This is a genomic window from Pseudoalteromonas sp. T1lg65 (assembly GCF_051930985.1).
GTDB lineage: Bacteria > Pseudomonadota > Gammaproteobacteria > Enterobacterales > Alteromonadaceae > Pseudoalteromonas.
Window position 1 is genome coordinate 2,139,333 of record NZ_CP196837.1, and the last position, 12,249, is coordinate 2,151,581.

General features: G+C 41.7%; 10 protein-coding genes and 1 tRNA gene. 1 reads left to right on the forward strand and 10 read right to left on the reverse strand.

Annotation, left to right across the window (positions count from 1 at the left end; genetic code table 11):
* Positions 1-15: 15 nt before the first annotated feature.
* Positions 16-1,530: a tryptophan halogenase family protein gene (locus ACSLBF_RS09350; RefSeq protein WP_440053150.1), complete on the reverse strand. Its 1,515-nt coding sequence runs from the start codon at positions 1,528-1,530 to the stop codon at positions 16-18.
* 383 nt (positions 1,531-1,913) lie between these two features.
* On the opposite strand from ACSLBF_RS09350, the gene ACSLBF_RS09355 reads away from it, so the two are divergent.
* Positions 1,914-2,099: a hypothetical protein gene (locus ACSLBF_RS09355; protein WP_440053151.1), complete on the forward strand. Its 186-nt coding sequence runs from the start codon at positions 1,914-1,916 to the stop codon at positions 2,097-2,099.
* A 136-nt stretch (positions 2,100-2,235) separates the two neighbouring features.
* Here the strand turns inward: ACSLBF_RS09355 and ACSLBF_RS09360 are convergent, their stop codons facing one another.
* The 9 genes from ACSLBF_RS09360 to ftsH form a co-directional block, all read right to left on the reverse strand.
* Positions 2,236-2,814 carry a pyridoxine/pyridoxamine 5'-phosphate oxidase gene (locus ACSLBF_RS09360; RefSeq protein WP_440053152.1) on the reverse strand — a complete coding sequence of 193 codons (579 nt, stop codon included), beginning with the start codon at positions 2,812-2,814 and terminating at the stop codon, positions 2,236-2,238.
* A 354-nt stretch (positions 2,815-3,168) separates the two neighbouring features.
* Complete coding sequence (locus ACSLBF_RS09365) at positions 3,169-5,412, reverse strand: TonB-dependent receptor (RefSeq protein WP_440053153.1); 2,244 nt, start codon at positions 5,410-5,412, stop codon at positions 3,169-3,171.
* 350 nt (positions 5,413-5,762) lie between these two features.
* A complete protein-coding gene (locus ACSLBF_RS09370) occupies positions 5,763-6,182 on the reverse strand; it encodes a glycoside hydrolase family protein (RefSeq protein ID WP_440053154.1) in 420 nt (139 codons plus the stop codon).
* Between the two features lie 486 nt (positions 6,183-6,668).
* Positions 6,669-6,753 (reverse strand) — tRNA-Leu (locus ACSLBF_RS09375).
* An 18-nt stretch (positions 6,754-6,771) separates the two neighbouring features.
* Complete coding sequence (gene secG, locus ACSLBF_RS09380; protein WP_440053155.1) at positions 6,772-7,116, reverse strand: preprotein translocase subunit SecG; 345 nt, start codon at positions 7,114-7,116, stop codon at positions 6,772-6,774.
* Positions 7,117-7,120: 4 nt separating this feature from the next.
* A complete protein-coding gene (gene tpiA / locus ACSLBF_RS09385) occupies positions 7,121-7,861 on the reverse strand; it encodes a triose-phosphate isomerase (protein ID WP_440053156.1) in 741 nt (246 codons plus the stop codon).
* A 79-nt stretch (positions 7,862-7,940) separates the two neighbouring features.
* Complete coding sequence (gene glmM / locus ACSLBF_RS09390; protein ID WP_440053157.1) at positions 7,941-9,281, reverse strand: phosphoglucosamine mutase; 1,341 nt, start codon at positions 9,279-9,281, stop codon at positions 7,941-7,943.
* Entirely contained in the window at positions 9,278-10,123 is an 846-nt protein-coding gene (gene folP, locus ACSLBF_RS09395; protein WP_440053158.1) for a dihydropteroate synthase, read from the reverse strand. The genes glmM and folP overlap by 4 nt, the downstream gene beginning before the upstream one ends.
* Before the next feature lie 155 nt (positions 10,124-10,278).
* The gene (gene ftsH / locus ACSLBF_RS09400) at positions 10,279-12,210 is read right to left on the reverse strand and encodes an ATP-dependent zinc metalloprotease FtsH (protein ID WP_440053159.1); all 1,932 of its coding nucleotides are present in this window, start codon (positions 12,208-12,210) and stop codon (positions 10,279-10,281) included.
* Positions 12,211-12,249 lie beyond the last annotated feature (39 nt).

Genomic DNA, 12,249 nt, shown 5'->3' on the forward strand with positions numbered 1-12,249 from the left:
CATCTACTTTACGCCTCACTGGATGTCATTATCTGCTTTACAGTTAAGATTAATAAACTCCTGATGTGACAGGCTTTGCGCGGCAGCTGACGCTATTTGCTGTTTGAGTTGCTCTAGGCTTTTTTCAATCTTTTCAGGCTCAATGTGATTTAGTCTGGCATCATAGCGTTCTGGCAACAAGCTAAAACCATAAAACATGGCAAGCCAACTGGCTTGTTCAAAAGATTCGTCTGCATACTGAACAACGTGTCCTTGGCTTTGATAAACAGCTAACTTATGTGCCAAGCTCTGTGGTATCGGCATCTGTTGGCAGTAGCGCCAAAATGGCGTGTCATTGCGTTTGGATAGTTTGTAATGAACTAATAGAAAATCAATAATGCGATCTAATTCGCTATTATGTAACCGATTCACTTCATTAATATCGGCTTGATTAAAAGAACTATCAGGAAAAAACGTCAACAGCTTAGCAATCGCCGTTTGGATCAGCGAAATTCCCAGCGATTCAAGCGGTTCTAAAAAACCCGCAGCTAAACCTAAAGCGAAACAATTTTTTTGCCAAATCACTTTTCTACGGCCACGAGGAAACTTAAAGCTTTTAACTTCTGTTATGGGCTTACCTTTTACGCTGTCTAACAAGCTCTGCTTTGCTTGTTCATCCGTTATGAATTGACTTGAATAGATGTAGCCATTTCCAACTCTGTGTTGTAGCGGAATACACCACTGCCACCCCGCGTCCTTCGCTGTTGCTCGCGTGTAAGGCGTGGGCTCTTGTTGCAATTCGGTTTGCACGGCGACAGCGCTGTCACAGGGAAGCCAAACATGCGATTCGTCAAGGCCAATACCCATTGCACCATCGATCAATATTCCCTTAAAGCCAGAACAATCTATAAATAAATCACCTTTGACCTCAGTGCGGTTGTCTAAACTGAGCGCCTCAATAAAACCGGTTTGTGCATTTAATTTAACCTCTTGCACATTTGCAAGAATATGAGTAACCCCTTGCTTTACAGTGAAGTCGGTTAAAAATTTTGCATATAGCACCGAGTCAAAGTGATAAGCGTAAGAGTATTGTGCAAGTGGATTGCGATTAGCAGGATCTGGCTGCGCGAACTTCCCGTTGTTAGCCATGACACTAGCAAAACAGTAATCTTCGATATCCAGCGGCTTATCGTGCATTTTTAATTTGTTGATATATTGGTGAAATTCAACATTTTCCAGCGGTGCGCCAAATGCGGCAAAAGGGTGAAAAAAACGTGAGCCTTTTTGGTACCAATCTTCAAACTCAATACCCAGCTTAAAAGTTGCTTGAGTGGCCTTAATTAGGTCTATATCCGCTATCCCTAAATTACGATTAAAATCGACAAAGTTCGGGATCGTTGCTTCTCCAACTCCAACTGTACTTATATTTGGAGACTCCACTAAGGTTATCGACATATCTTTGTCTTTAGCATAACGACTAAGGCTAGCCGCTGCCATCCATCCCGTTGTTCCTCCACCGACAATGACGATTTCTCTTATTGCTTTTGTCATAGTTACACTCTTATTGTTTAATTTCGGCTGATGAATCTACTATAACGGAACTAACTTCTGAATTCTCATATCTTTGCGAAGAAAACTATAACAATTAGCTAGCCTTTAGTGAGCTGATTAACTAACCTCTGGGTGAAACCACTTTTGAGCTATGTTTATAAAGTAATTTCTGACATATTAATAAGAATTAAATCACTATCTTGTTAGCCACATCGATTGTTCAGCAATTGCCTTAAATAAACAATGTAGTTAAAAAAGCCTGAAATATAAGAAACTCCTAACAACTAAAATATAGACAAGTAGAATAGGTCTATATAAAGTATTATTGACTCGAAAGAGACACTTAAAAATCACTAAAATTCACATCAAAAGGAAATTTTAAGATGAAACTAAACTTAAAAAAGAAAGCTCTCGTTGACTTATCAAACCAAAACTTAGCTAAAGGCCAAACAAAAGAAATCGTTGGCGGCGCAGGTCCAATCCCTAACACTATGATCTGTAGAACACAACATGAATCTTGTGTTGTGGATTGTCACTACAGTCTACGTGAATTCCGTACTTGTATATAATCTAAAGTTGAAAGTAAAAATCGAAATTTAAGATTATTATAGATAAATTATCTATATCATCATTTCAGTAATTTTTACTGTTTTATGTCTAAGCCTTATGAATTATACATAAGGCTTTTTTCACGATTAAGAATCATCAAGGTTGTAGGATAGTAGTATCCCAACTACTTTTATTTTTTACGTATTTCGTTCTTTCATGAAGTCTATTCTCATGAAACTTTAGAAACTCTACAGAGATCGGCTTAATTATATATCCCCCCCACTGCGCAGGCTTATCCAATGAAGATTTTGAGGTTTTGAGATTAGCATCAAAATGTTCTTCTAGTGTTGTCAATTCATTCCAAACCTGACTTTGCTCAAAAGTTAAAGAAACGGTTTTTGCATCAAGTGAACGACTCTGCCAATATTCTAGTGCTAATTCTTCGCTGATCTTTTCAGCCGTTCCAACCACTCTTACTTGATAGCCGATGTGGTCCCACCAAACTGTCAACGCAACCTTTGGGTTTAGACTAATCTCTTGCCCTTTCGCGGAGTTGTATGCAGTACAAAATACAAACCCCTCTGATGAAACAGATTTAAGGTCTACAAATCGAGCCTGAGGGAAGCCTTCTCTATCTATCGTAGATATACATATCGCACTTTTATGCATGAGAGGTGTATTTTCTTTAGCCTGCAACCAAATTTCATTGAACTTATTTATAATCTGAGTATCCATATTCAATCCTTTTACCGTTTTCTATTTGCAATTATAAGTTAACCCCCCTTCTATTAACAGGCTATGGATTTTTAGTTTTCTAACGAAAATCAACTTTCTCGACATTAATACAATATCGGTATCAAAAAAATATTTTTTATTGAGGGTGAATCTTGCCTTGTGTGACTGTGGTTGCCAGATAAATAAGAAAACATTCTTTAGTTTGGGTAAAAATCGGATGCTTGATGTCTAATGACAGCGCTAATTTTTAGTGGCCTAGTAATCAAAAACTCAAAAAATATTAGAAATATATAATAATTTTACTTGTCATAAAAAAGGTCGCATTGTGCGACCATTTTTCTCAGATAAAGTGCTTTAGTCTAACCAAAACTCTTTTTTGAATTTAATCCCAAATTCACTTCTATCGTTACTACGCATAACGCCAACAAATCCGGTCTGCTGCAAACGACCTACGTCATAAACTTCGTTTAATACGTTTTCACCATATAAAGTGATCTCCATGTCGCCTTGAGCATTCATATAAGAAATATTAAAGCCAAATAATTCGCGCGAACTGATACGTTCACTTGCTTTAGTTGCAGATTGGCCCTGCATTTGTGATCGATACGAGTAGCTCGCATTCACTGAAACGGTAGCGCCGTTATCTAAGTCATGAAAGTACGATGGGGCAATCATCACGGTCCAACGTGGTGTTAGCGCAGGTGCATCACCTTTACCTATACCTCTCACGCCGGCGTCAACTTTAGTTATTTCTGAATCCAGATAACCAATCGCACTGCGTACTGAAAAGTCATCTGTAATTGCTATGGTAGTTTCTAGTTCAATACCTTGGGCTTTAGACTCCCCAGCATTTTCAACGATTGTTACAAAGCCACCACCAGAGGTTGGGTCGTTGTATGGTAACGCTAAATCCGTGTAGTCAGTAACAAACGCCGCCACCATCATTGAAACTCTTTCATGTACCTGACCTTTAAAACCAACTTCATAGTTAATAGCTTTAGTTTCGTCAAAAGAAACAAATTGTGCAGGACCGCCAAACGGACGAGGCGGAAAACCACCGCTCTGATATCCTTTTTGGACTTGCGCATATAAGTTAATATCACTACTGAGTTGATAGGAACCATTCACGTCCCAAGTAACTTCATCGAAGTCTGCTTTGACATATTTACGCTCTGCAAAGCTTGGAAATAAGGCATCGGCGACTTTTTGGTCATCTGAATAACGCAAACCACCACCAAGACTTAATCTATCAGTTACATCTACACTTGCATTGAAATACGCCGCGTAAGAGTCTGTTTCCTGATTAATATCGAAGTAACCATAGTCTCCGAATGATGCTGTCTGGCCATCATTCAATAGTCCATTTGGCGTGTTCCAAGGGCTGAATACAAATGGACCCGAACTGGTAAAACCGTCTTCATTGAAATAATACAAACCCGATACAAAATCCCAATGCTCAAAAGTACCATTAAGTTGTAACTCAATGGAGTGCTGATCCGCACCACCTTCCTCTGGAAATTCTGAAAGGTTAAGTGCCGTTGCATCATCGTCAAGACCACCCGTATACTCAGAGCTGCGTTTACTGGTGATAAACTTAACAGCGTAACTATCGTTTACCTGCCAATCGGCTGTTAGCGACGCTCCCCAACCTGAGTAATCAGTACTTTCGATTCCCGCGACTGTGGTAGCTAAATCGTCAGGATTTTTTGGTAACAGAGACCCATTTAGCAACGGAAAGTCGCCATTTTCAATGGCACTTGGATCGACAGGTTCTGTCAATTCAATTGTATATGGAGATTGTCCAGATTCATTGTCTACGCCATCAAATGCAGCGGTAATCGTTAGGTCTGAATTTGCCAACCATTTGAATGCAAGGCGACCACTTAACTCTTGTTCTTCACCGATCTCTTTTTCTGGATTTGCTAAGTTTATTGCTTTGCCGACACCGTCACGTTGTTTGTAAGATGTACTTGCTGAGAAACTCAAAGAGTCTGTAAGTGACTGGTTTGTGTAGAAGTCCGTCGCTAAACGACCACGAGTTCCTGCTTTTGCTTCAAGTCTCACGGTTTCTTCATCACCCGGTTGTTTCGTCACGATGTTAACCGCACCACCAAGCGTGTTTCTACCGTATAAGGTACCTTGCGGACCGCGCAGTACTTCAACTCTAGCCACATTTGGTAAGGATAAATTTGATCCCATTTGACGACCCAAATACACACCATCGACATAAACGCCAACGCCAGGATCGGTAGTGATAATATGGTCTTGCAAACCGATACCACGAATGAATACCGAAGCATGAGCTGCGTTACCAACACCATAACGTGTAATGTTCAAATTTGGGACAAATTTTCCAATATCATCGAGGTTGCTGATATTGGCTTTTTCGATGTCATTTGCGCCAATAGATGTAATTGCGGTAGGTGTTTCGAACAAGCTTTCAGTGCGCTTACGAGCCGTTACTTGGATTTTTTCAAAAATTTGATTTTCTTTTTCTGCGCTATTTTGTTCAGCCGAAACGCTATTGGGAAAGACTAATGCCGAACAAACTGCGATGGAAAGCGCAGATAAACCAAGGCGAGGTAAAACTGTAATCATATAATCTCCAAAGGAATCACCGTGTGTGCATGTTACGGCCGACTTTTAAACGTGCGGTCAACCAATAACTTTGAATGAAACGTTTGCTATAGAAACCTTTCACAATGCCAAATTTTAGGCATAAAAAAAGATGCATAGGCTGCATCTCTTTCCTTTGGGCGGGCACTATACCCAAAACCAAGTAAAAATGAAATAAATATTTAATAAAACTAAAATAAAGGTGATAAAAACCAATATAGGTACAGACTTAGCTAATCTATCTAATTCCTATATTTTTCTTTTAAATCATCACTCTAATAAACTAATTGAGTATTTTGCTCGTTTGGGTCGATAAAAAAGTAAGCTCAGAGTTATCCATTACGCATCATGGAAACTAACGTTTTAGAGCGCATTCCTACTTGCGATGCCCAGCGGCTATCGAGCATTTCTGCTGCTGCTTTTTCAAAATCATTTGCCTTAAGTGCAGCAAACATGCGTTTAAATTTAAACAATCCATTGATCCCAAGGTTAAATGCCATATCTAGCAGCACTTTTTGACGAGTTTCACTTAGCTGGGTAAATTCAGGATATTTTGTGAGTAATGCGCGATGTACCGCTTTGATATCGTTTTCTAGAAGATATTCAATTTCTTCGTCTGATAAGCCACGATCATCTAGATTGCGCCCAACACCTATGGTAAGTTTTCCCGCAGAACACCTGTAAGGCTTATGTCTCTTCCCTTCATGGATTGTCAGCTGAGTTTTCATTCCAGAAAGCAGTTCAGTATCCATTATTCACACCTCGCAAAATTAGCTGTCCCTTAAAAGGAACAGAATACCAGAAAGTATCCGCTTTGCATTATATCAATTACATTTTTTGAGTACTCGGTGTAGCTATGAGGTAATACCAATTCACTTAATGAAGAGATCTATTTTGAGGCAAAGGAAAACTTGTCGATAGCGAGGCAAAAATTTCGCTATTTAGATGTTCTAAATGAGAAATTCTTAACGCTGCAAGCGGCATATTTTATCTCTCAAATTGATCAGATATTTATGCGAATTGCTATAACCATCGTAAATGGACTTAGTGTTAAAGTGAACTTGTCACTCTATCTGGGCGCACTTTGGTTTTCGCTCAATGGGATTTGGTTGCTAGGTATTCGAAGAAGGTAAGGAAGGCTTTAGAAAACCAGTCTAACTGATACAAAAAATCCCGATAAAACTTATGATTTATCGGGATTGATATAAAGCTTTTTCTAAAAGTTAGAAAATAAAGCTTGGTGCGAATGGGGGGACTTGAACCCCCACGGCCGAAGCCACCACCCCCTCAAGATGGCGTGTCTACCAATTCCACCACATTCGCAAATTAGGTGTTACAACTTTAGTTAGGTACGTCTGAAGCCGGATTTTCATCAGCTACTGGTACGTCTGTATCCGCTGGAACAGTAACCGCTGCTGGCGCTTCTAGATTTTCCCATTTGTCAGATTGCTTTATCTGACCTGAGGTTAAGTTACCTAACACAATACTTAACACAAAAAATACCGATGCTAAGATTGTTGTTGTCTTTGTCATAAAGTTTCCTGCACCCGACGACCCAAATACTGTCGCTGAAGCACCCGCGCCGAATGAAGATCCCATATCTGCGCCTTTACCCTGTTGTATTAACACCATACCAATCAGCGCTAACGCTACAACTGAGTAAACTACTAACAAAATTTCGTACATTTACTTATCCTTTTGCACTATTACAGATGGCTAAGAAGCTTTGTGGCTTCAAGCTAGCGCCGCCAATTAGGCCGCCATCTATATCAGCTTGTGCGAATAACGATTCGCTATTTTCTTCGTTTACGCTGCCACCATATAAAATGCGTAGCCCGCTGGCAACTTGTTGGTCCTTTTCAGATAACAAATTGCGTATAAATTTGTGTACTGCCTGTGCTTGCTCAGGTGAAGCTGTTTTACCAGTTCCTATAGCCCAAACAGGCTCGTATGCTACCACAGAATTCGCTAATGCGGCTATACCAACTTTTTCAATTACCGCTTCTAGCTGCCGTGCAACCACAGTTTCAGTTTGATTGCTTTCTCTTTCTTCTTCAGTCTCACCTACACAGAGAATAGGAATAAGACCAGAAGCCTGAGCATGGGCGAATTTGTTAGCTACATCGTTGTCACTCTCGCCATAAATTGCTCTACGTTCCGAGTGACCGACTAAAGTGAAGGTTGCACCCAACTCTTTAGCTAATAACGCTTGTATTTCACCAGTAAATGCGCCTTTTTCATACTCTGACACTGTCTGAGTGCCAACTGAAAGGCCTTCGCTTACCGCTTGCTCAATAAGCATTGCGGGCGGGAAAATTATTACCTCAGCGTTATTCTTTTTTTGCGCTACTGCTTGGGCGATTTCTTTGATGAGGCTTTTTGAGCCATTCATTTTCCAATTACCCGCTACAATTTGCGTTCTAGTTGCCATACGATACTCCGCATCGGAAAGCGGGTGAGATACTAACGCTACTCACCCAAAGTTACAAGAAATAAATTCAAATATTCGTTTAATTGCTCACAGTTTCAACAACTTCAGCGATTTTTTGGGCGTAGTCGAGGACCTGCTTCTGTTGCTGTGCTTCAACCATCACACGTACCACAGGCTCCGTGCCCGACTTTCGAAGCAATACGCGACCTTTTCCTGCCAGCTTTTCTTCCACCTCTGCCACTACCGCTTTTACCTCTTGTGCTTCTGTTGGATCTGATCCGGCGCGATAGCGCACGTTTATCATTTTCATTGGATACTTTGTGAAGCCTTCGCCCAAATCTTTAAGGGTTTTGTTTTGAGCGACCATCGCAGCTAATACCTGTAAGCTTGATACAATACCGTCTCCGGTACTGATAAGTTCTAGGTTTAGCACGTGACCTGAGCTTTCACCGCCAATTTTCCAACCGTTTTTCATCAGCAGTTCCATCACGTAACGATCACCAACTTTACTGCGCTCAAAGGAAATGCCTTTCGACTTAAGTGCGTTTTCAAGACCCATATTTGACATCACAGTGCCAACCACACCACCGCCTAACGTTCCTTGAACATGAGCCTGACAGGCAATGATGTAAACAATGTCATCACCGTCAAAGACATGACCATCATGGTCCACCATCATCACTCGGTCACCATCTCCATCGTAGGCAATACCAACATCTGCTTTATGCTCTAGCACTGCTTTTTTTAGCGCTTCAACGTGTGTTGCACCACACTTATCGTTGATATTCACACCGTTTGGTTCACATGCAGTTGTAATAACTTCTGCGCCCAATTCACGCATGACATTAGGCGCTATGTGGTACGTTGCACCATTCGCGCAATCAAGCACGACTTTTACGCCCTCTAGAGATAACTCTCGCGGGAACTGCCCTTTGCAAAACTCAATATAACGACCGTCAGCGCTATCTAGACGTTTTGCCTTACCCAGCTTCTCAGAAGCAACACAGGTCATTGGTTCATCAAGTTTAGCTTCGATTGCTAACTCGACATCATCAGGGAGTTTTTTTCCGTCACCAGCAAAAAATTTAATGCCATTGTCGTGATATGGATTATGTGACGCGCTGATCACAATTCCTGCTTCTGCACGGAAAGTTTGAGTTAAGTAAGCAACGGCTGGGGTTGGCATTGGACCGAGCAGAATAACGTTGATACCTGCAGCAATTAAACCAGCCTCTAGCGCTGTTTCTAATAAGTACCCGGAAATTCGCGTATCTTTACCAATGATCACTTTTTTAGTGCCACGCTCTGACAGCACCTTACCCGCTGCCCAACCTAGTTTCATGGCAAACTCTGGGGTAATGGGAAATTCACCGACCATGCCTCTTACACCATCAGTGCCAAAATATTTTCTTGTTGTCATTCATTAACTCCATTAACCGATGCGAGCCATACGCTTAGCACATCGCTTGTTTCTGCAACATCATGAACGCGAATGATGTTTGCGCCTTGTTGAGCACAAATCAAAGCACCAGCCAGACTTCCGGCTAGTCGTTCATTGGTGTCACGATTAAGTAATTGCCCAAACATAGATTTTCTTGATAAGCCCGTGAGGATTGGCAAATCAAAATGTTGAAAGTGTTTTAAACCACCCAGTAATTCAATGTTATGAGACAATGTTTTGCCAAAACCAAAACCAGGATCAAGGATCAATCTTTCACGACTTATCCCTGCTTGCTTGCACGCGCTGATTCTAGTTTCAAAAAAGTCATTGATATCTGCAAATAATGCTTGGTAACTGGGGTTATTTTGCATTGTGCGCGGTTGACCCTGCATATGCATCAGACAAACCGGCACATCTGGGTAAGCTGCCAGTACATCTAAAGCCCCTGGTTCTTGTAGTGCCCGAACGTCGTTAATTATGTCGGCACCTGCTTCTATCGCTTGCCTCATTACCTCTGCTTTGCTGGTATCCACAGATATAATGCAATCAATGTCATGCTTAACCGCTTTAACAACCGGTATTACCCGACGAAGTTCTTCCTCTAACGATACCTCAGGCGCCCCCGGACGAGTTGACTCTCCACCAATATCTAGTACACCAGCACCTTCCATGAGTAAACGTTTTGCTTGTTCTATTGCTTTACTATCAGAACTGAATTTACCGCCGTCTGAAAATGAATCCGGGGTTACATTTAATATCCCCATCACAATCGGATATTCAAGACTGACGGAACGCGCGTTAGGTAATTTAAGTTCTTTCATTTGGGAACCTAGTTCTTTATGCTTCACGACTTGTCTGTAACTGTGCCTAATTTATTATAGGTTTAAAAAAGGCTTCAGATGTATGAAGGACTGTTTGCGTGAGTTAGATACAAAAAAGCCCCGACTGCTCGGGGCTTTTTTTATTTTAACTAATGTTATGACTTATCATCAAGCTCTGAAGCCGATGTAGTGTCACTTTCATCATTTTTTAGCTCTACAACTTTTTCCGATTTGGGCGTAGCAGGCTTTTTATCAGCTTTTTGATCGTGCGCATCTTTAGGTGGACGAACTTCTCTGCGTGCCATAAGGTCGTCTATCTGATGAGCATCAATCGTCTCGTATTTCATCAGCGCATCTTTCATCGTGTGAAGTACATCCATGTTGTCTTTCAGGATTTGTTCTGCACGTTTGTAGTTACGGTCAATGAAATCTTTAATTTCTGAGTCGATTAACTTAGCAGTTTCATCTGACATACCTGACATACGGTGCGAACCACCGCCCATAAACATTTCGCCCTGCTCTTCTAGGTACATTTGCGGACCTAACTTAGGGCTTAGACCCCATTGAGTAACCATTTTCTTGGCAATATCCGTTGCTCGCTCAATGTCATTACTTGCACCTGTAGTTACTTTGTCATCACCGTAAATCAGCGCTTCGGCGATACGACCACCATAAAGGCTTGATAACATTGATTCTAGGTGCTGTTTAGAATGACTTACACGATCTTGTTCCGGTAAGTACATGGTCACACCCAATGCACGTCCACGAGGAATAATTGACACCTTGTAAACAGGGTCATGTTCAGGAACCAGTCGGCCAACGATAGCATGTCCAGCTTCATGGTAAGCCGTCATTTCTTTCTCTTCTTCGCTCATAACCATTGATTTGCGTTCAGCACCCATCATGATCTTGTCTTTTGCAGCGTCGAATTCAGCCATACTTACTTTACGCTTGTTACCTCTGGCCGCAAATAATGCCGCTTCGTTAACTAGGTTCGCAAGATCTGCACCCGAGAAACCTGGTGTACCGCGAGCAATAACTGATGCTTGAACATCATCATCCAACGGTACTTTACGCATGTGCACGTTAAGGATCTGCTCTCGACCACGGATATCTGGCAAGCCTACAACAACCTGACGATCAAAACGACCAGGGCGCAATAAGGCAGGATCAAGTACATCCGGGCGGTTAGTTGCTGCAATAACAATTATCCCCTCGTTGCCTTCAAAGCCATCCATTTCTACCAGCATTTGGTTTAGCGTTTGTTCGCGTTCATCGTGACCGCCGCCCATACCAGCGCCGCGTTTACGGCCCACAGCATCAATTTCGTCGATAAAAATGATGCAAGGTGCAGCTTTTTTCGCTTGTTCGAACATATCACGGACACGAGATGCACCAACACCTACAAACATTTCCACGAAGTCAGAACCTGAAATAGTAAAGAATGGGACTTTGGCTTCACCCGCTACGGCTTTTGCTAGCAGTGTTTTACCTGTACCTGGTGGGCCAACCATTAACACACCTTTGGGAATGGTACCGCCTAGCTTTTGGAATTTCGACGGATCGCGCAAGAAATCAACCAATTCGGTAACGTCTTCTTTCGCTTCATCACATCCAGCTACATCAGCAAAAGTAGTCTTAACCTGATCTTCGCTCATTAAGCGCGCTTTACTCTTGCCAAAAGACATCGCACCTTTACCACCGCCGCCTTGCATTTGACGCATGAAGAATATCCAAACACCAATAAGTAGAAGCATAGGAAACCAAGAAATAAACAAGTGCGCGAGCATTGATTGTTCTTCTGGCGGAACCCCTTTGATGTTTACATCATTTTTTAAAAGGTCGTTTACTAAGTCCAAATCAGTTAACGGCATGGTTGTCTGAAAACGCTCACCGCTTGTTCTTAGTCCGTTTATCAAACCGGTTTGGCGGTCAATATTAACTTCTCTAACTGAGCCGCTGCGCACGTCCTTGATAAATTGTGTGTAACTCGTTTGACGATCATATTGTTCGCCACCGTTGAAGCTCTGAAACAAAGTCATTAGCACGACTGCTATAACTAGCCAGAGTATTAGATTTTTAGCCATATCGCTCAAGGAGTTAACCTCTTGTGTTCAAAAAAATTC

Bases quoted from the DNA above. Each gene is read 5' to 3' on its own strand.
- ACSLBF_RS09350 (WP_440053150.1), bottom strand. From the start codon at position 1,530: ATGACAAAAGCAATAAGAGAAATCGTCATTGTCGGTGGAGGAACAACG.
- ACSLBF_RS09355 (WP_440053151.1), top strand. From the start codon at position 1,914: ATGAAACTAAACTTAAAAAAGAAAGCTCTCGTTGACTTATCAAACCAA.
- ACSLBF_RS09360 (WP_440053152.1), bottom strand. From the start codon at position 2,814: ATGGATACTCAGATTATAAATAAGTTCAATGAAATTTGGTTGCAGGCT.
- ACSLBF_RS09365 (WP_440053153.1), bottom strand. From the start codon at position 5,412: ATGATTACAGTTTTACCTCGCCTTGGTTTATCTGCGCTTTCCATCGCA.
- ACSLBF_RS09370 (WP_440053154.1), bottom strand. From the start codon at position 6,182: ATGGATACTGAACTGCTTTCTGGAATGAAAACTCAGCTGACAATCCAT.
- secG (WP_440053155.1), bottom strand. From the start codon at position 7,116: ATGTACGAAATTTTGTTAGTAGTTTACTCAGTTGTAGCGTTAGCGCTG.
- tpiA (WP_440053156.1), bottom strand. From the start codon at position 7,861: ATGGCAACTAGAACGCAAATTGTAGCGGGTAATTGGAAAATGAATGGC.
- glmM (WP_440053157.1), bottom strand. From the start codon at position 9,281: ATGACAACAAGAAAATATTTTGGCACTGATGGTGTAAGAGGCATGGTC.
- folP (WP_440053158.1), bottom strand. From the start codon at position 10,123: ATGAAAGAACTTAAATTACCTAACGCGCGTTCCGTCAGTCTTGAATAT.
- ftsH (WP_440053159.1), bottom strand. From the start codon at position 12,210: ATGGCTAAAAATCTAATACTCTGGCTAGTTATAGCAGTCGTGCTAATG.